Genomic DNA, 24397 nt, shown 5'->3' with positions numbered 1-24397 from the left:
TTCGTGGAATTTTGGTGTTTTTCTGCATATCGAACTCCTCATCGAGTGAAACGCTTCGTAGCGTATCGCATAAGACTAGACACATGCGGTACGGTTCGTCTAGTTTCGAATGTAGCGGGCATCACAAATTTTCACAAAAGGGGACCACCAGTGACACATCAGCCAGCAGGCCTAGAGCTCAAGGGGGTGAGCAAACGCTTCGGCGCTACACAAGCACTGAGCGACGGCCAGCTCCACCTCCGACCCGGTGAGATTCACACCCTCCTAGGCGAAAACGGTTCGGGGAAAAGCACCCTCGTAAAGATCATTGGCGGGGTGCACCGGCCAGATTCGGGAACCCTGACTTTTAATGGCGAACCGGTCTACAGCCGCTCACCCAAACAAGCGGCGGACTTGGGAATCGCTACGGTATTCCAAGAAGTCTTAACCGCCGGGAGCCAAACGGTACTCGACAACGTCTGGCTTGGTTCACACGGCATTTTTCGACACAAATTAAGCCGCACCAAACAGCGCATGCTTGCCCAGGAAGTACTCACCCGCATCGTCCCAAACATTGATTTGGACCAGCCGGCGGGACAACTTTCACTGTCCGAACGTCAAGCGGTGTGCATCGCCCGGGCACTGGTCCGATGCCCGAAAGTTCTTGTGCTGGACGAATCGACGGCATCCTTGGATGTACAAACCAGGGACCGTCTCTTTTCTGAGATGCGTCGACTCACTACACTCGGTACCGCGATTCTCTTCATTTCCCACCGGATGGACGAGGTGGCAGAAATTTCGGATCGAGTCTCGGTGCTGCGCTCAGGGAACAGCGTCCTCACCGTTGAACGCGACAACCTGTCAATCGACGCCCTTATTTCCGAAATGACCGGACGCTCCAATCACGAGGTGACGGTACGCCAACCTCATACGCCCGGAGAATTGCTCCTTCGAAGTCTTGACCTGCGGCTGACGCCCACGTCGACAGCCATCAATCTGGAACTGCGCGCCGGTGAAATCGTGGGACTGGCCGGGCTCGAAGGCCACGGCCAAGATCTATTCATCAAACGCCTCGCAGGTGTTGCCTCCGGTCCGGGAACGGTAGTGCGCATCGGGGAGAAAGATACGCAGACACCGCTGACTGCTCGTAATGGCGACCGCCTCGGCGTGGTTTACCTGCCACGTGAACGCCGCGGCGAATCGCTATTCGAGTCGATGTCCATCCAAGAGAATTTCGCTCTGCCCACGTTGCATCAAGATCGCCACCGCGGGCTGCTGAACACTAAGAGCATCTCCCAGAGATTCAACGCATTCGCCCAATCGCTGGCACTTCGCTTCGGCACCGCCAAAGACGCGATTTCCACCCTCTCCGGAGGCAACCAGCAAAAGGTCTTGCTCGCCCGATGGCTCGCCACCGACCCCAAGGTATTGCTTCTGAACGACCCGACTCGCGGAGTAGATATCGGCACCAAGCGGGAGATCTATGCAATCTTGGACCGACTCAGCGCCGAAGGGCTCAGCGTAGTGGTGCTCTCCAGTGAAGTCGACGAACTCGTTGACCTGGCGGACCGAGTTTTGGTCTTCCGCGATCAGCAAGTATTTGCCGAAATCGCCCATCCCGAGCTATCCACCGAATCAATCGTCGCGGCCTACTTCGGCCAGAAATCAGAGGTGCACTCATGAGCCGCGTCCAACAGCTCCTCCAACGCTGGCCTTTCGCCTTCGCGCTGCTGCTTGCACTCGTTTTGCTGGTACTGAACCTACTTATTTCCCCGTCCTTCTTATCTCCGCAACGGCTTCCCGCCACGCTTTCCACACTGGCCCCATTTGTCCTCGTAGGGTTTGCCTCAACACCGGCCATTCTTTCCGGAGGCATCGATATTTCGGTGGGCCCGCTGGCAACTTTCATCAATTGCTTCTTTGTCGCCATCCTGATTCCCGCGGGGCTGGGCAACTGGCAGGTGGCTGCGCCCCTCGTGCTATTGCTGGCCGCAGCCATTGGGGCAATCAACGGGGTACTGATCGCAGTATTGCGCTTGCACCCCGTGGTCGCCACCACCGGAATGCTTTTCCTGCTCATCGGATTGTCGCTGACCATCGCGCAAAACCCGATTGCAGCGCCGGATAACTGGACCGAGATTTTCGCAGGCAGCGTCGGAATCATTCCTGGCGCACTGATCTCCATCGGTGCCGCCGCTCTGATTTGGTTTGGACTGCGCCGTACTGCCTTTGTCAGCAACCTGCTGGCCACGGGCGAAAGTGATATTTCGGCGTTCGGCTCTGGAGTGAATACCACCGCGGTGCGCATTCTCGCCTACTCGGTAGGCGGCTTGTTCGCCGGTATCGCCGGTATCGCGCTAACTGCCATTGTGCAGTCCTCACAGTCTTCCTTGGCCACCACCTACGCGCTGCTGGGATTGGCGGCGGCGGTGCTTGGCGGGACCAGCCTGGCCGGCGGCCGAGGCGGGTTGCTCGGCGCACTGTTCGGGGCCATCTGCATCTACCTGCTCCAACAGCTGCTGACCGCCTCCGGCGTCGCACCTAGCCTGATTCAGTTCGCCTACGGCGCTCTGCTCGTCGTAGGTGTCGTCTTGGGAGCCACGTTACTTACTCCACGGTTAAAGAAGGTTCGATCATGAGCGAGAGCACCACCATCAGAAAGCAAACGGCCTCGGCAGAACGACGCCTCGGCCCGAAGATCAAGCGGATACTTGTTGAGCTGCCAGTATTGCAAGCCTTGGCCTTACTCGTCTTGGCGGCTTGGCTATTGATCAGCATTCCCGCCATCTTCAACCCACGTTCGGTGACCTCGTTGCTGTTGATCGCATCCTTGCTGGCACTAGCGGCGATGGGCCAAACATTGGTCGTCATTCTTGGTGGATTGGATCTTGCAACGCCTGGCTACATACTCTTTGGCGCCTTCATGGCAGCCAATGCCACGGGCAAACTGGGCCTGTCGCCAATGCTGGCAATACTGCTCACCATCCTCGTGTGTGGCGGCATCGGCGCCCTGATTGGCTGGATCTGCCATCGTTTTGCCGTCCAACCACTGGTAGTCACTCTGGGCACCGGCGCAGCGCTAACCGGCGCCACGCTGTTCTTGGCGGATGGCGATTATTCCTCGGTACCCCATGATTCGCTGCGTTCCCTGGCCAGCCTTCGCGCAACGACCTTCGGGCTTCCGTTCCCACCAATCATTCTGATCGTGTTGCTGCTCGGTGTCGCCCTGTGGGTCTTCTTGAACCGCACCACCGCAGGACGCCGGCTTTATGCGACGGGAGTTAACTTCAGAGCCGCGGGGCTGACAAGAATACGAACCTCAATCGTCTGGGTTCTGGTCTTTGCCGCTTCCGGTGCTTTCGCTGGACTTGCCGGGATATTCATTGCCGCCTATGGTTCGGGCTGGTCACAGACCATCGGCGATCCCTACCTGTTTTCCGGACTAGCGGCGGTGCTGGTTGGTGGAACGATCTTCGGCTCAATCCACGGCAGTTATACCCGCACGCTGCTGGGCGCACTGATTCTCACCTTGCTCTCAACGATCATTGTGAGCAATGGATTGTCCGAGGCGCAAAGCCGCATCGTGTTCGGGGTCATCATCCTTGCCGTGGTTTCGCTCTATGGACGCGAACGGCACGTACGCAACAGGTTTTAAGCCAAAAGATTTGACTCCAGACAGCACAGTAGGCGGTTCCCCGGCCATTTGGCCGGGGAACCGCCTACTGTGGATTAACTGCTGCTTTCTCGGGATCCTCCAGGAGAACCCACACCTAAGCTCATGAGATCGGCACCGACAGTGAGTCGCCCCGAATACCCGCGCGATGCCTTACGCCACCTCGACACAGGCGTGTCACCGGGAACGAGATGGGTCAGCACCAGATGCTTGGCTCCTGCAACCTCCGCCACGTCACGGCCAACCTGGTCGATGCTCGTGTGTGACTTGAGCAGGTGTTCGCGGACTGCCGGTCCAATTTCTGGAGGCAACGTCGCCGCAAGGTCCTCGGCGAACTGCGGATCGATGACCTCGTGTACTAGGTAGTCGCAATCACGTGCCAAATCGATGAGGTTTTCACTCACCCCGGTGTCGCCCGAGATCACCACCGAACCGTCCGGCGTGTCAAAACGATAGGCAAAAGCTGGTGCCGTGGGCCGATGGTCAACCAATGTCGCGGACACCGTGACCTCGCCGTCACGCCAAACTTGGATAGGAGCCGATAACCGTGGTGGGATGCCTTCCGAATCCACATCCCAAATTCCGGTCAGGTCGATATCATGTATGGAGAATGTAGTCTCGGGCCGGTCGAAGTTGCTGTCTCGGGCACGGTCATTAAAATCCGAGGCGAAAGCCTGTTGCAAATATCCGGTCATCGCCACGGTGCCCGGCGTTGGGTTTTCGGGATTATACAGATCCGGTTCCTCGCGTCCCGGCGGGAAGACTCGCGGAAGGCTTCCCCGATCACCTGGACCGAACACGTGGATCGGTTCAGGATTCTCAAGTCCAATCCGATTCATACTGCCAACCGCATACGCCGCGGGCCACTCAGCAATATGATCGCTGTGCAGGTGGGTGAAGAAGATCCCGCGCACGCGGGAGAACGCTCGACCACCGAAGCCTTCGGCGCCCAGCCCCGCTTCCAAAAGCCGCATCTGCGAGCCCAGCCCCAGATCCACCAGATACACCCGGTCTTTGTAAACGACCGCGGTGGACACTCCGTACCGCTTCATACTGACCATAGGAGGACCGCCGGAGGTGCCCAGCAACACGACTCTGGTGCGAAACTGGTTTTTTCCTCGCGTAGTGGCGACGGGAGTGGCGCTCGCCGCCGGCATTCCGCTGACGGCCAAGGTTCCGCTGGCCGCCAACAGTCCGGCTCCTTGCAGGAACCGGCGCCGGGAGGTATCCGGCAGCCGGCCTAAAGCCTTGGATAAGACATCACACATAGTGGTTCCCCTGTCTGGCCTTGTTGGGCCGATTGATAATTGGTGTAGATAGAAGTTTTTCCCTAGCCGGGGCCACAATGTCCCGGTCCTCACTCTTAGTTTGTTCTCTCAGATTCAACAATGCCCGCCGGGTTTCACAGGCGGGCATTGTTGGCGTTGCAGATGGCTGGGTACAACCTCGATAGCTTAGGATCAGCGAGTTGCGGGTTCAGTTTTCCGCATGATCATGCGGTGTATTTCTGCGCGTAGTTCCAAGTACTCCGGACGGGACTTGGTGGCGATTTGGTCACGCCCGGAGCCCAAAGGGATCTCGACGGAAGCAAAAACAGAAGTCGGCCGCCCGGAGAGCACAATGACCTTGTCTCCCAGGTAAACAGCCTCATCGATATCGTGCGTCACCAAAACGATAGTGACACCCAGCCGGTTACGAATATCAAGCATCAGATCTTCAAGATCCGCACGAGTCTGCGCATCAACCGAGGCGAACGGCTCATCCATGATCAAAATCTCGGGTCTATAAGCTAAGGAACGGGCAATGGCCGCACGCTGCTGCATGCCGCCGGACATCTGCCACGGGTATAGGTGTGCTGCATGGCCCAAACCCACATCGGCTAGTGCCTGCTCGGCACGAGCGCGACGTTCCGTGCGGGATAGCCCGAGTCGGAGCAACGGCAGCTCGACATTCTTGAGCACCCTCATCCACGGCATCAGCGAACGGCTGTAATCCTGGAAGACCACAGAGAGTTCAGCAGGTGGCTGCACTACCACCCGTCCATTGACCCGAACCTCGCCGCTATTGGCAGGTCCCAATCCGGACAAGGCACGTAGCAGCGTGGTCTTGCCCGTGCCGGATGGGCCCACTATGCACACAAATTCCCCTTGGTCCACTGAGAAGGTGACGTTTGAAAGGACTTGGTTAGCACCAAATGACTTGCCAAGCCCGTCTGCTTCAAGAATTTTCTTCGTAGTGGTTTTCATCTGAAGACCTGCTTTCAACTTCGTGATTGGTGATGCCAGGCAAGCGCATATCGCTCGACAAACATGACGATGACATTTAGTAGATAACCGATGATGCCCAGCAGGATCATCCCGGACCACATCTCGGGCAAAGAGAACTGTCGTTGGGCTTGGAGAATGAAGTAACCAATGCCTTGGGACGCGCCAAGCAGTTCGCTGGCGAACATCAAAATGACCGATACCGCCAGGCTTGCTCGGATTCCGGCGAAGATCTGCGGAGCCGCGCTGGGGACGACCACGCGCAGGACCCAGTCCGAAGGCCGCAACCGGTTGGACCTAGCCACATCTTTCAGTGCTGGATGCACCCCGCGCACACCGTCAATTGTGTTGAGCAATACCGGCCAGAGCGCACCGAGCACCACTATCAGCACGCGCATGTCCGGGCCAATGCCCATCAGTTGAATGGCAAGCGGCAACATAGCCACCGCCGGCAGGTAACGCATAAACTGCAACAGCGGTCCCACCGCTGTTGCCACCACTTCATTGAGCCCGAGGATGATTCCCAGGCTCACACCGATCACAATAGATATTCCCAACCCCACCAGTACCGAATAGAGACTAGGCACCACGTGCTCCCCAACGAGGTCAAAAAGCCACAATTCCTTGAAGGTCTCCCAGATTGTTGATAAAGGAGGGAAGAAAATCGAGGTACTTTGCGCGCTCAGCGCCCACCACAAGGCCATTAGCAACGCCGGAACCAGGACGGACAGCGCGGGCAAGAAAATCCGCCGTGTCATGACAAAACCTTTCGGTGGGAAGGATGCCAAGCCAGCACCCGGCGTTCAAAGTAGGCAAACACCGCATCGATTCCTACACCGAGGACACCGCACAAGAAGATGTACGCGAACATCTGGGCAATCGCACCACCGAGTTGACTTGCCACAATCTGTTCTCCAAACCCGCCTGCCGGAATGACAATCTGCGCGCTGATGGAAATCAGCAGGCAGATGGCCGCTGCCAACCGGATTCCGGTGGCAATGTAGGGCAGCGCGGTGGGGATCAACAGGTGGCGTACGGTATCCCAGCGTCTGACCTGAAAGGATCGGAAGGTGTCCCTTGCCACCGGCTCCAAGTCGCGGGCCCCGTAAATGGTTTGCATGATCATCGCCCACACGGCTCCAACAAAGGCCAGCAGGATCGTGCTCTCGATCCCAGAACCATAAAGCAGCACCACCAGCGGGACAAACACCAAAGCAGGAATGGTACGAAGAAAATCTAGGGTAAAGACCGATAGCCGGTAGGCCACTTTGCTTATGCCCAGTGGGAAACCTAGGAATACACCGATCACCACTGCGAGCACCAGGCTGACGAACCAGCTGATCAATGTTTCAGCGAGCGGTGACCATACCGAACCGTCCACGATCAGGCTCAGCACCGCACCGCCGACAATCAACGGCGTAGGTACCGCACCGAGCTGTCCGGACATCGCAGCAATCTGCCAGATCCCTAAAATCAGCACAAAAACACACAGCTGAGAAAGGAGCTTTATAGACCTCGGTCGTGGGCCGCGAACAATTTTGCCGGATTTCAGCTCCGTATCACTCTTACTTTGCAGACCAGATGAGATCTTCCGGGTTGTAACCGTCATCGATAAATCCTTCCTCGGTCATGAGCTCGACAAATGCTTGGATGTCGGCGGTCTGAAGTGCTGAGTCGTACACCGGGAGAACAGAGCTCTTGACAAGCTCTGGCGTCAGAGCGGTGAACTTTGGAAGGGCTTCACGGATGGCTTCTGGATTGTCATTCGCGTATTTCCCCGCCCGGTCCATGGCCCGAGTAAACTTCTGTATGGTTTCGGGGTGTTCTTTGGTAAAGGCATCGCTGGCTACCCATTGCAAGGCGGTCATCCCACCGATACCGTCGGTGAATGGATGGCCGAGCAATTCCAACCCGGCGGCTTTTGCCTTGGACAGGAAAGGGTCAACAATGAAGGCTGCGTCCACGCGGTTCGTTTCAAGAGCCGGGACCATATCTGGGTAACCGATTTCCACGGTCTTGACCCCGTCCGGATCGACCCCTGCGTTCTTGAGCAGCACACGCAAGGCTAGTTCGGGGGTGGATTTCAGTCCGACAACCGCCACGGTTTTTCCGGCTAGGTCCTTCAACGACTCGACGCCGCCATCCGCCGAGGCAATCAGCGCCGTCGTATCGTTCTTTGCATCTTGCGGGTACCTGTCGCTCCCACCCACAACTTTAATGGGCAATCCTTTAGATGCCGCGGTCACCGTTGGAACCGAAGCCATCAGCGCAATTTGAAGTTCATCATTGAACAGCGAAGGGATTGCCGTAGCCGCGGTTTGGATCGTCGTTGGCGTGACGTCCAGTCCTTCTTCCTCGAAGAAGCCTTGCTCCTCGGCGATATAGACGTGTGCGGCGTTGGCGATGGGAGTGATTCCCACGGTGAGAGGCACTGTTTGTGATTCGGTGCCCTGCGACGAGGCTGCTCCGGAGCAACCTGTCAGCAATAGCGCACCGGCGGTCAACGCCGAAAGAGCGGCTAGTGGCTTGGAGAATCTGGACATAGGTACTCCCTCATTAACTATTACAAGATACGAAACGATTCGATTCGTATTGAACCGTAAGTGGCGTAGGGCACATTGTCAACGTCGACCCCCTTGCCCCTCCGGCGAATCGAGACCATTACCCCAAGTCGGCGATTCGTTGGCCCATTTTCTGCCAGCTGAGCGTAAGTCTTCAGCAAGTCACAGTCTGAAAAATTCTCGAAAATGATATGCACCAGGTCACAAGCGCGATACGATACGAAACGAGTCGAATTTAATTACTGATGAGCTTTCCGAACGTTTGCAGTCCTTTCAAGGAGAAAAATGTCTACCGAGACCAGCACCGTGTCCGCCTCCAAGGTTCTTTCCAGCTCCTGGAAAATCGACGGGCTGACGATCAAGAACCGCTTTGTGCTCAGCCCGATGGCAGTGCTGCAGCCAACCAAGGACGGAAGTCCCAGCGAACAGACCATCGCTTTCCTCACCACCCGCGCCAAGGGCGGCGCGGGTCTGCTGATCGTTGGCGGCACCGTGGCCACCGAAAGCGGATATGCGGAGGCACCCTTCCAGCCACTCATGCGTTTTGATCATGACCGGTTCATTCCAGGACTCAAGAAGATGGTAGACGCGGTCCACGCGTACGATGTGCCCCTCTTCGCGCAGATCTTCCCGGCCTTCGGCGCCATGGGAGTACCGGGAGAGGGACGCACCACCCGCGCCGCCAGTCCGAAGCCGGTGCGCATGGCAGCACCACGCTTGCCCCATGGAATGTACATCCCCGGCGGACGGACCAATCCAACGCCTGAAGAAATCACCAAGGAAGAGCTGCGCGAGGTCCAGAACGAGACCGTCGCCGCGGTACTGCGCGCCAAGGCAGCGGGCTTCGACGGCATCGAGATCGGTGCCCATATGCGCTACCTCTACTCATCCTTTTTCTCCCCCCGCACCAACTGGCGCAGCGATGAGTACGGTGGCAGCGCGGAGAACCGCGCGCGCTTCCTTGCGGACACTATTAGAGCGATACGTGCCGAAGTCGGCCCCGACTACCCGGTGGGCGTACGCATGAGCGTGAACGACCATCTGCCCGATGGGCAGGGCCCGGAAGGTTTTGCCGAGGTCATGACCTATGTTGTCAAGGAAGGTGTCGGGTACATCGCGCTGACCGATGCGAATTACGAGTCTATGGACGACAATCTCCCGTCCTCTTCAGGACAGATGCTGGCGCACAGCGAGCCGCAGATCTTCCGCAAGTATTTGCCGAATGTTCCGCTCTTGCTCAGCAACACCTACGAACCGCAGCAGGCTGCGCAAGCAATCGAGGACGGCTATGCCGACGGAATTATGCTCGCCCGCCAGCTGCTGGCCGACCCCGAATTCCCCAATAAGGTACTCCAAGGCCAACAGGAAAAGATCAACTGGTGCGACCATGACAATTCATGCTTGCGTCGATTGATTCTCAACGTCCCGGTTCGTTGCCACCTGAACCCTGCCATGGGTCGTGAAGCTGCACTGGACGGTGCCGAAGAATCCTTGGCTACCAAGCTGAAGCGTCCGGTAGATGCCTTTGTCATTGCCGCAGCAGGGTCACCGTCGCTGATGGGACTTGCCGACAAGCTGGCCAACGCCAAGGTGTCCAAGGACGCCAAGAAGTAGTCCACTAGGAAACTGCGTCCGGATTCCAGACGGAACTCGGGCGCAGTTTTGCTATGTGCTTCTGGTCATTGAAGTACAAAAGGCACCCGAGGAGATTGAGCATTCCTCGGGTGCCTTGTCGTTGGACATTACATAGTCGGTTCGGTCCCCGTGCGCAATGCTCGTCCACTGCCCCGATAAACCGCCACAGTTCGCTTTCCGGCACGCACCAGGACGTCGACAATCATTCGCCGCCCTTCATGGAAAGTCACTTCGGCCTGCGCCACCAGCTCTTCGCCAATATGGGCCGGGCTGAGATAAGAGATATCGGCCTCGGCCGTGGCAATGCCCGCGCCGAAGGTGTTCGCAGCCATGGCAAATGCGGTATCCGCCACGGCAAAAACGTAGCCACCGTGGGCAATGCCGTGTCCGTTGGCCATATCGGCTTCCACCTGCAAAACCGCGGTGGCGCGCCCTTTGCTGGCGCTCAACACGCGGATCCCAAGCCGTTCCAGACTCTTGTCTGCGGCAAGCATCGAGTGTGCCGGTTCGGCAATCTGGGCTTGTTGACTCATGATAAACGCTCCACAACCATCGCCATCCCCTGGCCGCCACCCACGCAAAGCGTCGCCAAACCGAGAGCTCCATCCTTGGCTTGCAATCCATTGACCAGAGTGCCCACAAGCCTGGCACCTGTGGCACCAAATGGGTGACCCAGAGCAATGGCACCGCCAAAGGGGTTGACCTTCTCCGGGTCGGCACCCAATTCCCGCACCGTAGGAACTACCTGTGCGGCGAATGCCTCATTGAGTTCCACAATGTCAATGTCATTGATTCCCAAGCCCAGTCGCTGAAGCAGGCGCCGGGAAGACTCCACAGGTCCTAGACCCATAATTTCAGGGGACAGTCCGCTGGCTGCGCTGCCCAGAATACGTGCCAGCGGGGTCAATCCCAGTTCATCCGCGCGTTGTGCGCTCATCACGACTAACGCGGAGGCTCCGTCGTTCAACGGGCTTGCATTGCCGGCGGTCACTGTGCCGGATTCATGGAATACCGGCTTTAGTCCGGATAGCGTTTCCAAGCTGGTGCTCGGCCGCGGCCCGTCATCATCTTTCACCAGCATGCCGGCAACGGTGGTGAACGGCGTGATTTCCCGTGCGAAGTACCCGTCCTTAACTGCTTGGGAAGCGCGTAATTGAGAGGTCAGCGCCCATTGATCTTGGTCCGCTCTTGTCGTACCGGTTTTCCGGGCAACAAATTCTGCGGTCTTGCCCATGGAGATGTAAATATCAGGCAGTTGGCCTGCGGTTCGCGGGTCGCTCCACTGCGCACCGGATTCAAAGAGCTCGTCAGCACGGTGGGCGGATTGCGCGAACCCGGGGTATGGAGAGTCGGTGATCGGTGGGGTGCTGCTCGTTGATTCAACGCCTCCGACCACGAACACCTCTCCGTCCCCTGAACGGATCGCTTGGGCTGCCATAGAGATAGCTTGCAACGAGGATGCGCAAAATCGATTCACCGTCGCCGCGGGTACATTGTCCAGTCCGGCGAGCACCATAATTCGGCGGCCCACATTGTCCCCTTGCGCGCCCTGCGGCATGGCGCAGCCGAAGTAGGAGTCGGCGATGTGCTCGCCCTGGAGCTGCGGGAGCTTGGCCATAGCACCGCGCACTGCGGCTAACCCAAGATCTTCCGGGCGTTCCCCCGCAAGGGAACCCTTGCGTGCACGACCGATAGGCGTCCTGCTATAGGCGACTATCACCGCATCATTCGCTGCAATGGCTGTACTCACGTTGACGATTCCTTTCATGGCGGCAGCGTGCCTGGTTCAGCTCCGCAGCCCGCGTGAAATGTTTTGATTGGCATGAAAATAGCTCAGGCCTGCGCCATAGAGTAAAAAAAGTTCCATCCATGCGCTCTGAAATAAATATATACGAACCGTATCGTATCCCACAAGGATAATGATCGTTTATGGCTAATGTGAACTACTTTTCTCATGAAAAAATCCCTGCACCTTCACGAGCTGAGCTCGTGAAGGTGCAGGGATTTCTTGAGTCTTATTTTCTCACCGCGAGACCCTCCAGGGCGGTTTCCAAAATCTCGGTAACCGCGGCCGCGTCCAGAGGTCCAGACTCAACAAGCAGTCGGAAATACACCGGAGCATAAAGCATCTCGGTCACCATCATCGGATCAAGGTCCGAGCGCATCGCACCCTCGTCCATAACCCGTTCAATGAGCGCACTTACCGCTGCCGCACGCGGATTCCAGAAACGATCCTTGAACTCAGTCAGCGCCGCGTGATCCTGCTGGCACTCACCGACGAGCTGGGCCACCAGGCGGCCCTCGCCGCCGGCGTAGACCTCCGTCAAGGATTTGAGGTGCTCGCGCAGAGCATCGATAGCCGGGATATCTTCACGAACCGGAGTGCGAGCTACGTGATTATCCAAGAACGTATCAATGACCACCGCAACCTTGCTAGGCCACCAACGGTAAATGGTGGTTTTGCTGACTCCGGCCTCGCGGGCGATACGCTCGATTGATAGTTTCTGAACGGAAACACCGGCGGACCCTGAATTGTCGAGCAACTTCATGGTTGCTTCGAGAATCGCTCGACGACTACCTTCACTTCTAATTGCCATGGCACAACCATACGCGTTTTCGCATTCAATACGAAACGTACACAATCACTCTGGCGCTTCCAAGATTTTAAGCTTCCGTCGGCTTCCACAAGGAAGAACCCAAACCAAACATCAGCGATAATCCGATCAGACGGCTCCTGCAATGACTCGCGCCCGATTTTTCAGCGCGAATCCTGCTTCTTCGGCCTCGGCGCGGGTGATGCGGGTTCCTGCTCCGATCAGCTTCCGGGCTGCCAGATGATCTGCCGGCAAGTTGACCGATTCGACCGCCGCCAAGGCCTCACCTCGGAAACACAGCACCGAAAATTTCGCGGTCCGGGGATCGCCGAGCACCAGGGTATCGTCGCCAGCTTGGCTGAGGCCAGCTATTTGTAAGCGGTAAGGTCCTTGGGTGGACCAGAACCATGGGAGATCCGCATAAGGGCTCTCGTCGCCGAGAATACTGCCGGCTAAATGCCTAGCTTGGTCCGTAGCATTTTGCACCGATTCAAGCCGTGTTCGGCCCGGCGAATGCACATTAGGGAAATTGGCGCAGTCGCCCAAGGCAAAGATGCTGGGATCCGAGGTGCGCAGGCACTGATCCACCACGATTCCGTTCGAGGTCTCCAACCCGGCATTTTCAGCCAGAGCTACGTTGGGTAAAACTCCAACGCCCACTAACACCAGATCCGCCGGGTATCGCTGCCCGGTGCTCGAGACCGCAGCCATCACTTCTCCCCCACCCGCCGCTTCGAAACTTTCGATTCCCTCGTTCAGCCGCAACTCGACACCAAGGTCCCGGTGAGCTTGCGCGAACCACTGGCTCATCGGCTCACTGAGCGCACGGGCCATTGGGCGTGCGGCGAATTCCAGCACCGTCACATGGCAGTCGTGGGCTCTGGCGGCCGCAGCAAATTCGAGCCCGATAAATCCCGCCCCAACGACCACCACATTTTTGGCCGCGGGCAACGCAGCGTGCAGATCCTGTACATCGTCCAACGTGCGCAGCGAATGCACGCCATCGAGCTTCGAACCCGGACATTCAATGAGCCTGTTACGCGCACCGGTAGCGAGTACCAAATGCGTATACCCTAGGGAGTTTCCGTTGGACAGTGCCACCTGGCGGTTCGGGCGGTCGATGTCGATGGCGCTAACGCCGTCGAGCAGGTTGATGCTTTTCTGCGAAAAGAAATTTTCACCACGCAGCGGCAATGGCTTGGGTGTGCCTTGCGGAGAGAGGAAGTCCTTGGACAACGGTGGCCGTTGGTATGGAAGCCCGGCCTCATCGGCAACAATTGTGATCTGCTCGGTATATCCGTTGCCGCGCAGCGAATCTGCAACCTGCAGCGCGCTTTGACCGCCGCCTATGATTACTACGCTCATGACTACACCTGGCCCGCGGGAATATCAACAATAATTTCGGGCAGCGATGCCCCGGTGCTGATCTGGCAGCCCAACCGTGAACGTTCAGTGCGTTCTGCCGCAGTGCAGTCAAGCATTTCGTCCTCGTCCGCTCCGAGTTCGGGAAGTGCGTCCGCATATTCCGGACGGATGTACACGTGGCAGGTTGCGCACATCGCCTGTCCGCCGCATTCCCCCACGATTCCGTCAATTCCATTGCTCACCGCAGCGCGCATCAAGGTGGTTCCCTGCTCAACTTCGAGTCGTTGCGCGGTTCCGTCTGGCTGGGTAAAGGTAATGCTAGGCATGTTTGCTCCTCTAAAAGTTTCTTGGTTGCTCAGTTCCAGGTGACCGGAAGGCTGGTCAACCCACGGAAGACCCACCCTGCCCATTGCCCTGGGCGAGATTCTTCAATGCGCAGCCCGGGGAACCGTTCATAGGCTTTCGGCACGGCGATCTGGCCAATGGCACTCTTCGCCGCCCAATGCCCCGCGCACAGGTGCACTCCAGCACCAAAGGCGAGGTTTGATTTTTTAGGCCGGTTGATATCAAAGTCCGCCGCGTTTTCCCCGAACTGGGCAGGGTCATGGTTGGCCGCGGCAACCACCACTGCGATACCCGAGCCGGCCGGAATCCTAACCCCTTCCAACACCGTGTCCACGGTGGTTTCTCGTGGGTACATGCCGATAGGAGAGAGCCAACGCACGGCCTCATCAAAGACCGCGGCCCACCGCGTAGGATCAGCCAGGACTTGCTCTCGTTGGTCGGGATGGTTGCTCAGTGCCCACACGATATTGGTGACCATATGTTGCGGTTCGTTCATGCCTCCGGAAATGCTTAGCTTCACGTTGGCCGCGATATTTGCATCGGGTAAACCACTGTTGGCCCAGGCCGAAAGCATGGATGCATTGGGGTGCAGTTGATAGTGCGGAATGAGTTCGTTGATCAGCGCGTCGGCTTGCTCCGTGGATGACTCGCAACGCCTCCAGATCTCCGGGTCATCTAAGACATTTCCTATCCCGGCAATAAAGTCGTGCGACCAGGTGCGTACCGTTTGAACATCGACGTCCTTCAAACCCACCAAATCTCCGAGGTTTTTGGCGGCCAACGGGGCTGCATAGTCGCGGTTAAGATCGGCGTTATCCGGACCAACGTCCTCCAACTCATCGAGGTAGATATCAGCATTGCGGGCAAACACCTCTGCCCAGGCTTCCTTGATGTTCTTCGGTCGCAGTACCGGATTGACCGCAAGTCGATCAGTGGCGTGTTCCGGATCATCTTTGCGCAGCATCGGGTGCGCTCCGATGGCACGATTCATGGTTGATCCGGAGACATTAGCGCTGAAGATGCTCTGATCCTGCTCAATTTCATGGCATCCGGCATAACTGGTGACGAGGAATTTGTTGAGCATCGGCACCCAGGCGACCGGGGCTTCGGTACGCAGCCGGGCATAACTCCCATACGGATCTGCGAGCAGCTGCGCCGGTTGAAGCCAATTGACTACCGGAACCTCTTTTGCTCCAGAATGTTGTACGCCGCCTACATGCGACGGGCGACTCTCGGCTTGTTCGGGCAGTTCGGTAGTTCCATGTCCCATTGGGCAACGGGCTGTGTTCGCGCTCATGGTTGGCTCCTAGCTTGGGCCTGGGTTCGTTGTTTCACTAAGTGTCACATCGGACTAACCAACAGTAAACTGCGAATATTAGCGATACTTCTTCGATTAGTTAGGAAATAGCTGTTGGCTAAATTCACCCTGCGCCAATTGGAATTATTTGCCCAGCTGCCTAAGCACCAGACTTTGAGCTCCGCTGCGCAGTCCCTGCACATGTCAGATTCTGCGCTGTCTCACGCGATCACCGAACTGGAAACGGCCGTAGGTGAGCAGCTTTGCGTGCGGCGCAAGGCGCGCGGCATGTACCTCACCCCCGCCGGAACGCATTTCGCCTCGCGGGCCAGCGAAATTTTGCGTGCCACTGATTCCTTGGCTGGAGAGCTCTCCGAAGTCAGCGGTGAATTGCGCGGCCCGGTCTCACTGGGCTGTTATACGGGATTAGCCAGCAACGTCCTGCCAGCGGTACTGGAAGGGATTGCAAGACTGCACCCTGAAGTGGAAATCCGCATCACCGTAGGAGACCACTCCGACCTTCTGCCCGCCTTGGCGGACGGTTCGCTCGATGTTGCGGTCGTTTACGATATCGGGTTGCCGGCAACTTTGCAGCGCAGTGTTGTTTATGAAACTGAAGTGATGGCGGTGCTTGCGCAGTCCGATCCGCTGGCTAGTGCGCAGTCTATCGATCTGGCCGATTTGGCAGCCAAGCCGTTGATCATGCTCGATACCGCCCCAAGCTCTGATTACACGCAATTGATGTTCTCCCAGCGCGAGCTGACCCCGATATTCGGCGCCATCGTTCCGCAGATCGACCTCGTGCGTGCATTGGTCGGGCGCGGCCTTGGCTACAGCCTGCTGATGTCACGTCCCAACCAGATCCCGGTGTCGAGCGAGGGGCTGGGCCTGGTGACGCGCCACCTAAATCCGCGCAGCGGAGTGACCTCGGTGGTTGCCGTCTGGCCGACAGGATTTACACCCAGCGCCCGCGCCCGAGCCGTCATCGATTATGCCATCGAGGCGTTGGAGGCCAGCGAACCAAGCTGACTATCCCCGTTCAACTCAAAGACAAATTTTCCTCAAAGCGCGCTGAGTCCAGGGCCCACTCATTGCTTTATCGTGTGACCCGAATTACAATCGAAACGATACGAATCGAACTTTTTGGGGAAAGGTCATGGCAACCATGCTCATTTTTTCCTTCGGGGCGCAACGATGACCGCCGTACTCGACACCCGTTCGGTGCCCGCCGCCGAGCGCCGGGATTACTGGTCCGCAGGGATTGCCGAACGCTTCTTCCCCATGCGCGTCGAGAAATTTGTGTCCCCGTCTTTCGAAGCACGCTTGGCCAGCGGCCAGCTTGGCTCGGTGGCAGTGCAGTCCATCCAAGGACTCGCACACCGGGTGGCACGCACCCAGCAGATGATCGCTGCAGCCGACCCGGAAAGCATCTTGCTCTATTTGCTCACTAAGGGCGAGATTCTCATAGGGCAAGATGAACGCCAATGCCTGCTGCGACCCGGCGACTTAGCCTGCCAAGACACCTCAACTCCCTCAATCTTTGAAAGCCGCGGGGACTTCGAGGTGCTTGTATTCAGCGTTCCCAAGTGGTTCATTGGTACTCGGGCTGAAACCATCGTCGGCCAGACCGCCATTCGGGTTGGCGGCGGCAGTAGAGGTGGCCTCACTACCTTGACGGCACCGTTCTTGGCGAACCTGGCACGCACCGCGCTCGGCGGCAACTTGGATGAACGGGACGGACCAAGCGCCGCACAAATGCTACTGCCCATGCTGGCCAACTTGTTCCAACGAGAAAACCCTTCGGCATTAGCCACCCGGCCGCAGACCCTCTTGGCGCAGATGCAACGCTTCGCGCTGGACCAACTCCACGATCCGCAGCTCGGGCCCGAACTGATCGCACAGGCCCACTACGTTTCGACCCGCTACGTGCACAAGCTCTTCGCGCAAACCGGGCTAGGCGTCTCGGCATGGATTCGCGAACGCCGTCTGGAAGGCGCCGCCGGGGAACTACGACGTTTCCCGGAAAGGTCCGTTGCCTCGATTGCGGCCAAATGGGGATATCTGCACCCGGCAAGCTTCAGCCGGGCGTTCCGCGAAGTACATGGTTACTCACCACGGGATGCCCGGCTAGCTGCTTAGCGTGAAATCTTCTCAGTCACCTAGCCCGGAGGCATTGGCGAGTACTGTCTGCGCTACTTTCCAACGTCAATGACATCTAAATCGCGGCCAACAACCAGCTGACCGTCAAATCCCTTGGCGCAGGCTGCCCACACGGATTCGGATTGCACCACAGGGACAAGGTGCGAGAGCACAAGAGTGCCCACACCCGCTTCGGCGGCAATAGGTCCAACCTCGGTCTTCAGGGTGTGTGCCTGCAATAGGTGCTGATACAAACCCTCGGTTGCTTCATCACGTGGTTCAGGGAACAATTGGGCCACCCAATCCTCATCGATCACCTCATGCACCAGCACGTCGGCACCTTGGGCCAGCCGGATGAGATTCGAGCATCTGGCAGTATCCCCGGAAAACACTACCGATCCGTCGTCCGTGTCAAAGCGGTAGGCCAATGCCGGGAACACCGGGGCATGATTCACAAGAATGGCGGAGACTTTAACCCGGTCATCCTCGAAAAACGTGAACGGTTCCATGCTTGGAGCCGGGGCACCATTGGGGTTGCCCAGGTACTTTTCTGGAACGGGAACATCCATGCCCTCCCATAATTGAGCGGGTGAAGGTTTTCTGTTGTCAAAGATTCTGTCATTCAAATCCGTGGCAAATAACTGCACCATCAGTTCGGTCATTTCCTTGGTACCCGGCGTTGGGTTGGCCGGACTGATTGGCGAAGGTGCAGGCCCCTTGCCGAACAACGGTGGCAGCGCGTTGCGATTGCCGGGACCCCAAACAGGAATTTTTTCCACGCTCTGCAAACCGTTATATATTCCATTGACCAGGATATTGTTTAAATCCACCACGTGGTCCGAGTGCAAATGCGTCAGGAATATACCTCCCAATACGTCAAGCGGTCCGTCTTGGGCCGAGGCATGCTCTGGGCCTAGATTTGCCTTGTGCAACTGCGAAAGTACTCCATGTCCCGTATCGATAAGGTAGTAGCGATCGCCAACTGCCAACGCGGACGCTATGCCTGCATGTTCGCTACCCGGGAACTGGGTAGGTCCGCCTGCCGTACCAAGTAGGACGAGTCGAGTTCTCGCGCCGACGCTCGGCACCGGGGCAAACTGCCGTTGCTCTCCGGCTTGCGCCGCTTTTGTCTCACTTGGGGTGCAAGCAGTGAGTGCAAGTCCTGCGGCGCCTAGGCCGAGCCCGGCCATGAGACTACGTCGGCCAATGCCTGCACGAATTTCATTCGGTATATCAACACACATATTTGTTCCTCAGTAGTAACGAACGTTGCAGCTAACCAAGTGTTGGATACAGGATCAGCTCGTTAATCTATGCTCAGCTTTGACGATGTTTCCCAATACCGCGGGTTCCTGGATGAAATCCCTCTTCTTGATCACCAGCAGTGCCACTGTCGTGACCAGCGCAGTGCCTAGGAAGTACCATGCAGGCGATGTAACATCACCCGTCACGTCGGTGAGCCATGTGGCAATAAGCGGCGTTGTCCCGCCAAAGAGCGCAATCGGAGTATTGAAAGAAAAAGCTACCACCGTGGCACGAATTCTCGCGGGAATCAGATCTGCCAATAATGCATTGACCGAGGAAGAAAAGAGGCCGAAATTCGTGACAACAGCCCAGAGATACAAGAAAAATACAGGGTTGGATGCGCCCGGTGACAGCAAAAAGAATGCGGGCATGGTGATGCAGCCAGCGATCGATGCCGCAAGGAGAAGATTACGACGATCAACAAGATCTGACAGGTGACCAAAAATAGGCATCAGCAGTGCGGCATAGAACAAGGAGCCCACCGATACCCAGAGCACCATGCCGGAATCAAAATTCATGACAGTACGCAAATGTACGCCCAGGTAGCTTGATACCAGGTAGAAAATCGACGCATGCATGACGATGGAAGCAAACGTCAGCATAAGCACCCGGGGCATTCTCGACGCCGCCCGAATCGGGCTCTCTTCGATGTCACCGGAGGATTCCAAAGCCCGAAATACCGGGCTATCCTCGAGCTTGAGCCGAATATAGATCGCGATAGCGCCTAAGGGTCCAGCCAAGAGGAACGGGATACGCCAACCCCACTGCGACATGGATTCGTCACCAAGAACATTTGCCAGTCCGTTCGAAGTAGCCGACCCGACTAGGAAACCAAGTACCGCGGTCAGCATCAACCAGCTCACCGAATAGCCACGGCGTTTTGGTCCCGAGTATTCGACCACGAACGCGGTGGCTGTGCCTACTTCGCCACCGGCCGAAAGGCCTTGGATCAATCGTGCCAGAACCAGCAGAACTGGGGCGAGTACTCCAATCTGATGATAAGTAGGAAGCAGCCCGATCAGAAATGTTGACCCTGACATCATCAACAGCACCGTCAGAAGGGTTTTCTTGCGCCCAACTTTGTCGGCCATTGGACCAAAAACCAGCCCACCAAGCGGACGGATAAAGAAACTCAGGGCAAACACGGCAAAGGAAGCCAGAAGTCCAGCTACCGGATCAGTGCTGGGGAAGAAGTTTGCCGCCATGTAGGCAGCCAGAAATCCATAAACACCGTAGTCATAGAATTCGATTGCATGTCCAGCATTTGCGCCCAGAAATGCTCGCCGCCGTGCGCTTTTGACATCAGGGTGAATAGGTCGCACGTCGTTTTGGCTTTCCGGCGCCGGGCTTTCAGAATCTGCCACGTATTGCTCCTATTATTTCAAGTTCGTGGGCAGCGTCGTTGCTGCCCGAAATTCATTACTGATGAGAAAACGTCAGGGTGCTAGCCCCCACTCTGACGGCAGGGGCTAGCACCCTGAGTTCGCTTAGGCCTGCGGGTAGCCGGCTTCGCGCAGGCGAGTGCCCCAGATCCCCGACTTGCCCGGAGCGATGATCCCAATCGGATCAAGCGTGTCCTTGATCTGCTCGTTGAAGCGGCGCAGCGCGTGGTCGTTGAAGCCGAATTGCTCAGCCGCCAGGTCCATGAAGGACAGGTGCGCCCGGTACTCGCCGTAACCGCGCTTGCCAGCCTCAGCCACCATCCGCTTGGCCAGGGCATACGCATTGGCGACCTGTTCGGGATTCTTCGTATCGAAGGCGATCACGTTGATGAACGTGGTCGACCGCGCATTGATCGGAAGCATGCCGCCGAGGAAATCAAGTCCCGCCTCGGCACACATTTCCCGCATCATCTTCTGCGCGGCAATCGCATTCTTCCCGGTGAGCGGAATAACCGGCGAGAAATCGACGTGGCCGCCTTCTTCGCCGCCGGACCAGCCTGCCATCTTGTACAGGTCCTGGCTCGGCACCCCGATCTGCACCCGCTCGTGCGGGTTGGGCAGCGTCTCCCAGGCTTCCTTCCCATGCTTCTGGCCCACCAAGTCAACACTCGGGATCTGCAGGAAACGCGCCTCAAGCTTGGCGAAGTTATGGTCGACCACGGCCTCGTCGCCATAGAGCGCAAAGCGCATCATCCAACGCCCAAGTCCCATCTCCTTGGCAATCTTGTCGATGACCTCTTCCGGCATCGGGCCCTCGCCGGCGTACCACTCGGCGCGGGTGGTGAGCATTGAAGCCATGCACAGCGTGTTGGACAGCTGCGGGCGCATGTCGATGGTGCCGTCGAGCATGAGCTCGCGCAGCGCATCGACCACCGCGGGCATCTGCTCCTCATCCCAGACGCGCAGCCACAATGGCATGTACGTTTCAGGCTTGGGCATCAGCCAGTAGCCCATCTTGGTGACGATGCCATAGTTCGACTGCATGAACATCTCGGTAGAGGTCGGGCCTAGGCCGCGCTTGTACAGCGGCCAGGTCGGGTTGTTGTCCATGGCGCCTGAGCCGGTGCGCATGAGGTCCCCATTGGGCAGCACCACCTCGAAGCCGCAGTGCGAGGCCTGGTCGATCGAGTACGGCATGTAGGTCAGCCCATGCTCCAGCGTATTGGAGACGACCCCTCCCCAACCGATGTCCACGATGGAGGCCACGAGGTTATGCCCGCCGGCCTCGATGGCGTCATGCAGGTCGTACCAGCTCACGCCCGGCTCCACGATGGCGTAGCCGAGTTCTTCGTTGATCTCCAGGACCTTATTCATCTCCCGGAAGGAGAGCATCACCGAGCCGCGCACCTGCGGTGCCGCACCGCCGTAGCCGTTGTTCTTGCCGCGGCCGATGGGCCACAGCGGGATCTTGTATTGGTTGGCAATCTTCACGATCGCCTGCACGTCCTCGGTGCTCCGGGGACTGACAACGCCGGAGGGCACATTGGTGGCAGTGCCCGGGACCTGGAAGGGATCCTGGAAGTCTTCCAGGGATTCGGCCTCGGTAGCGACATTCTCGGCTCCGATGGCCTCGGCGAAAGCTGCCAAGGCGTTGTCCAGGTCGGCTTCGGTGACTCCCGGAGGAAGCGGACGGGTAGTGGTCTCAGAGGTATTGCTCATCTTTTCAGGTCTCCTAAATAGCGCTGAAGGTGAAGCTATTGTGTGAGTTCCATGGTGCTCCAGCTTGGCCCTGTGTGGGGCAGCTCTCACTCGATGGTGCAGTGCGTGCACAGAAGTGTGCACGCACTGCACCATCGGTTCCTTGTGGGTTCCACCGGTAAAAAGAAGGTGATTGCATAAGGTCAACTACAGGCATCTAAGTAAATGGAGAAATCATCATGACAGATGGTCGTCTAGCTGGAAAAATTGTCCTGCTTACAGGTATCGGCGGTGGCATGGGCCGGGAAACCGCAAGGCTTTTTGCCCGCGAAGGCGCCACAGTGGTCGGTTGTGATCTCAACGAGGAAAGCGCGGCGGAAACGGTTCGGCTCATCGAAGCCGAGGGTGGCACTATCGATTCCAGCGCTCCGGTGGATCTGGGCCAGCGCGAGGCAATCGATGCCTGGATCAACGGCGCCGTCGAACGCTTCGGCAAGGTTGATGTGCTCTACAACAATGCGAGCATGCCTAAATTTGCGCCCTTCGCCCAAATGAACGGTGAGGATTACCGCTTCACCATCCAGAACGAACTGGATCTGGTCTGGCATGCCTGCCAGAGCGCGTGGCCGCATTTGGCCAAATCTGGTGGCGCAATTGTGAATATCGGTTCGGTGGCCGGAGTCCAAGGCGCGCGCGCCTTGCCGCAGGCAGCTCACGCCGCCGCTAAGGGTGCAGTCATTGCGTTGACCAAGCAGCTAGCCGCGGAGGGTATCGCGGTGGGCGTTCGAGTCAATTGCGTCAGCCCCGGCGTCATGGCCACCCCACCGATCCTGGCCATGTATGCCGAGCTGGGCGATAAAGCACCGGTAGCGCCGATCGTTGAACGCACGATCTCCGGCAAGCCGGGCGATCCACTGGCGGTTGCGTACGCCGGACTTTATTTCGCCTCAGATGAGGCCAAGTGGGTCACTGGTTCACATCTGGTGGTTGACGGCGGAGCCCACGCGGTGATGTAGGAATTTCAGCTCAGAATCATCGAGTCGATATCATCTCGAACCCACCCCTGGCCACTGCGCCGAAGGTTGTTGGCTAGGGGCAGCTGATGGGATCCGCTCTCGATGATGTGCATCAAATATCCGCCAGTATTCGGAAATACCACGAGGTCTCCTGCGGCCACGCCCTGGGGGAATTCGAAACGACGCCGTAGGATCAGCTCTTCCTCGATGCAATAAGCCCCCACCAAAAACGCGCTAAGCGCGACGCGCTCTCTTCGTGGTGTGCCTGTTTGGAGGAGCAATGGATCCACCAGGAAGTCCGCCGACGTTGAGCGGCACTGGGTTCTGTTCATATGCAGGCCCACTAGCGGCAGCCCATCGCTGCGGGTCTTGACGAAAGCCACCTGGGCAAGCGTCATCCCGCAACCGTCCAGCAGGCTCCGACCGGGTTCGCAGCGCAGCTGTATGCCGCGTCGCTTGAGCATCTGCGCTACGGATTCATGTTCGCCTTCCGGATTGCTTGCAAGAATTTGATTCAGCCATTCTCCGCGGATCAATTTCTGGTGGTACGGATATACCGAGCCACTCGGCGCCGCTCCCGTGGCGCCCAGCCGATCGGATTTCCACGTCAAGGACTCATCCCCCGCGGGCAAGGCGGCAAGATCCTCCCAAAAACCGGACCATTGCGCGACATCGGCTTCAAGCAATCACCGTGGCGAAGTGCTTCGTCGCGTGGTCTCGTGAAGGGCGAGTGCGTGATGAGGCGGCGTTTGCCTGCCTGGCTGGGGTGAATCCAATTCCTGCGTCGTCGGGGAACACAATCAGACACCGGCTTAATCGTGGCGGCGATCGGTCGTTGAATTCAGCCCTGTACTTAGCAACAGTGACGCGTATGACTTATGATGAGGAAATACGCAACTATGTTGAAAAGCGTCGAGCTGAGGGTAAAACTGATCGGGAGATCCGTCGATGCATCAAACGCTCTCTCGTCCGTCGTATCTTCAGAATCTTCAGTGCTTCAACAATGATTGAAGAGTCCTTCTCCTTTAGAGGACTTTCACCTCCAAGTAAATGCCCATGCCGGGCGTACAAAATCAGCAGAACCGCAGCGGGGCGGTTTTGCTGATGCACGATCTATGAATAGTCCCGTGACTTCCAGTCGTTC

The 24397-nt window shown here is 57.7% G+C and carries 22 protein-coding genes and 1 pseudogene; 8 read left to right on the top strand and 15 right to left on the bottom strand.

Annotated features, from left to right (window positions below; all coding sequences use genetic code 11):
* Positions 1–150 precede the first annotated feature (150 nt).
* From ACIOJF_RS08575 to ACIOJF_RS08565, 3 genes are read left to right on the top strand one after another with little or no spacing between them, the layout of a single operon-like run.
* Positions 151–1662 (top strand): sugar ABC transporter ATP-binding protein, encoded by a 1512-nt coding sequence (locus ACIOJF_RS08575; RefSeq protein ID WP_402741482.1) that lies wholly within the window; start codon positions 151–153, stop codon positions 1660–1662.
* On the top strand, positions 1659–2618 hold the full coding sequence (locus ACIOJF_RS08570) for an ABC transporter permease (protein ID WP_402741481.1): 960 nt from the start codon (positions 1659–1661) through the stop codon (positions 2616–2618). The genes ACIOJF_RS08575 and ACIOJF_RS08570 overlap by 4 nt, the downstream gene beginning before the upstream one ends.
* Positions 2615–3634, top strand: coding sequence for an ABC transporter permease (locus tag ACIOJF_RS08565; RefSeq protein WP_402741480.1), 1020 nt, complete (start codon positions 2615–2617; stop codon positions 3632–3634). The genes ACIOJF_RS08570 and ACIOJF_RS08565 overlap by 4 nt, the downstream gene beginning before the upstream one ends.
* A 74-nt stretch (positions 3635–3708) precedes the next feature.
* Here the strand turns inward: ACIOJF_RS08565 and ACIOJF_RS08560 are convergent, their stop codons facing one another.
* The 5 genes from ACIOJF_RS08560 to ACIOJF_RS08540 all read right to left on the bottom strand — a co-directional run bounded on the left by ACIOJF_RS08560 (position 3709) and on the right by ACIOJF_RS08540 (position 8459).
* A complete protein-coding gene (locus ACIOJF_RS08560; RefSeq protein ID WP_402741479.1) occupies positions 3709–4842 on the bottom strand; it encodes an MBL fold metallo-hydrolase in 1134 nt (377 codons plus the stop codon).
* 270 nt (positions 4843–5112) lie between these two features.
* Positions 5113–5898, bottom strand: a complete 786-nt coding sequence (locus tag ACIOJF_RS08555) for an ABC transporter ATP-binding protein (protein WP_402741478.1) — start codon at positions 5896–5898, stop codon at positions 5113–5115.
* A gap of 14 nt (positions 5899–5912) precedes the next feature.
* Positions 5913–6674 carry an ABC transporter permease gene (locus ACIOJF_RS08550; RefSeq protein ID WP_402741477.1) on the bottom strand — a complete coding sequence of 254 codons (762 nt, stop codon included), beginning with the start codon at positions 6672–6674 and terminating at the stop codon, positions 5913–5915.
* Complete coding sequence (locus tag ACIOJF_RS08545; RefSeq protein ID WP_402741476.1) at positions 6671–7525, bottom strand: ABC transporter permease; 855 nt, start codon at positions 7523–7525, stop codon at positions 6671–6673. Before ACIOJF_RS08545 ends, ACIOJF_RS08550 begins: the two co-directional genes overlap by 4 nt.
* Positions 7482–8459: an ABC transporter substrate-binding protein gene (locus ACIOJF_RS08540; RefSeq protein WP_402741475.1), complete on the bottom strand. Its 978-nt coding sequence runs from the start codon at positions 8457–8459 to the stop codon at positions 7482–7484. The genes ACIOJF_RS08545 and ACIOJF_RS08540 overlap by 44 nt, the downstream gene beginning before the upstream one ends.
* Before the next feature lie 303 nt (positions 8460–8762).
* Here ACIOJF_RS08540 and ACIOJF_RS08535 point away from each other — a divergent pair, with 303 nt between their 5' ends.
* Positions 8763–10091: an NADH:flavin oxidoreductase gene (locus ACIOJF_RS08535; RefSeq protein WP_402741474.1), complete on the top strand. Its 1329-nt coding sequence runs from the start codon at positions 8763–8765 to the stop codon at positions 10089–10091.
* A gap of 128 nt (positions 10092–10219) precedes the next feature.
* Here the strand turns inward: ACIOJF_RS08535 and ACIOJF_RS08530 are convergent, their stop codons facing one another.
* From ACIOJF_RS08530 to ACIOJF_RS08505, 6 genes are all read right to left on the bottom strand, one after another.
* A complete protein-coding gene (locus ACIOJF_RS08530) occupies positions 10220–10645 on the bottom strand; it encodes a hotdog fold thioesterase (protein ID WP_402741473.1) in 426 nt (141 codons plus the stop codon).
* Positions 10642–11862 (bottom strand): acetyl-CoA C-acyltransferase, encoded by a 1221-nt coding sequence (locus ACIOJF_RS08525; RefSeq protein WP_402741472.1) that lies wholly within the window; start codon positions 11860–11862, stop codon positions 10642–10644. Before ACIOJF_RS08525 ends, ACIOJF_RS08530 begins: the two co-directional genes overlap by 4 nt.
* A 265-nt stretch (positions 11863–12127) precedes the next feature.
* Positions 12128–12709 carry a TetR/AcrR family transcriptional regulator gene (locus tag ACIOJF_RS08520; RefSeq protein ID WP_402741471.1) on the bottom strand — a complete coding sequence of 194 codons (582 nt, stop codon included), beginning with the start codon at positions 12707–12709 and terminating at the stop codon, positions 12128–12130.
* 126 nt (positions 12710–12835) lie between these two features.
* The gene (locus tag ACIOJF_RS08515; RefSeq protein ID WP_402741470.1) at positions 12836–14071 is read right to left on the bottom strand and encodes an NAD(P)/FAD-dependent oxidoreductase; all 1236 of its coding nucleotides are present in this window, start codon (positions 14069–14071) and stop codon (positions 12836–12838) included.
* A 2-nt stretch (positions 14072–14073) separates the two neighbouring features.
* The gene (locus tag ACIOJF_RS08510; protein ID WP_105658716.1) at positions 14074–14397 is read right to left on the bottom strand and encodes a 2Fe-2S iron-sulfur cluster-binding protein; all 324 of its coding nucleotides are present in this window, start codon (positions 14395–14397) and stop codon (positions 14074–14076) included.
* 29 nt (positions 14398–14426) lie between these two features.
* Positions 14427–15686, bottom strand: a complete 1260-nt coding sequence (locus ACIOJF_RS08505) for a cytochrome P450 (protein ID WP_402741469.1) — start codon at positions 15684–15686, stop codon at positions 14427–14429.
* Positions 15687–15827: 141 nt separating this feature from the next.
* Between ACIOJF_RS08505 and ACIOJF_RS08500 the strand changes: the two genes are divergently transcribed.
* Positions 15828–16742, top strand: a complete 915-nt coding sequence (locus tag ACIOJF_RS08500; protein WP_402741468.1) for a LysR family transcriptional regulator — start codon at positions 15828–15830, stop codon at positions 16740–16742.
* A gap of 165 nt (positions 16743–16907) precedes the next feature.
* A complete protein-coding gene (locus ACIOJF_RS08495) occupies positions 16908–17852 on the top strand; it encodes a helix-turn-helix domain-containing protein (RefSeq protein ID WP_402741467.1) in 945 nt (314 codons plus the stop codon).
* A gap of 53 nt (positions 17853–17905) precedes the next feature.
* On the opposite strand, the gene ACIOJF_RS08490 is transcribed toward ACIOJF_RS08495, so the two are convergent.
* From ACIOJF_RS08490 to ACIOJF_RS08480, 3 genes are all read right to left on the bottom strand, one after another.
* Positions 17906–18841 (bottom strand): MBL fold metallo-hydrolase, encoded by a 936-nt coding sequence (locus tag ACIOJF_RS08490; RefSeq protein ID WP_402741466.1) that lies wholly within the window; start codon positions 18839–18841, stop codon positions 17906–17908.
* Positions 18842–19150: 309 nt separating this feature from the next.
* Positions 19151–20521 carry an MFS transporter gene (locus ACIOJF_RS08485; protein ID WP_402741465.1) on the bottom strand — a complete coding sequence of 457 codons (1371 nt, stop codon included), beginning with the start codon at positions 20519–20521 and terminating at the stop codon, positions 19151–19153.
* A gap of 123 nt (positions 20522–20644) precedes the next feature.
* Entirely contained in the window at positions 20645–22258 is a 1614-nt protein-coding gene (locus ACIOJF_RS08480) for an FAD-binding oxidoreductase (protein ID WP_402741464.1), read from the bottom strand.
* Between the two features lie 218 nt (positions 22259–22476).
* On the opposite strand from ACIOJF_RS08480, the gene ACIOJF_RS08475 reads away from it, so the two are divergent.
* Positions 22477–23253 (top strand): SDR family NAD(P)-dependent oxidoreductase, encoded by a 777-nt coding sequence (locus ACIOJF_RS08475; protein WP_402741463.1) that lies wholly within the window; start codon positions 22477–22479, stop codon positions 23251–23253.
* Positions 23254–23258: 5 nt separating this feature from the next.
* Here ACIOJF_RS08475 and ACIOJF_RS08470 read toward each other — a convergent pair whose 3' ends face one another.
* Positions 23259–23939 (bottom strand): hypothetical protein, encoded by a 681-nt coding sequence (locus ACIOJF_RS08470; protein ID WP_402741648.1) that lies wholly within the window; start codon positions 23937–23939, stop codon positions 23259–23261.
* Here ACIOJF_RS08470 and ACIOJF_RS08465 point away from each other — a divergent pair.
* Positions 23939–24250: pseudogene (locus ACIOJF_RS08465) on the top strand (transposase); the annotation flags it as partial. The gene ACIOJF_RS08470 and the pseudogene ACIOJF_RS08465 overlap by 1 nt on opposite strands.
* Positions 24251–24397 lie beyond the last annotated feature (147 nt).

The organism is Glutamicibacter sp. NPDC087831 (assembly GCF_044742845.1).
Taxonomy (GTDB): domain Bacteria; phylum Actinomycetota; class Actinomycetes; order Actinomycetales; family Micrococcaceae; genus Glutamicibacter.
Note: the sequence above shows the minus strand (reverse complement) of the source record. Positions and strands in the feature narration are given on the sequence as shown.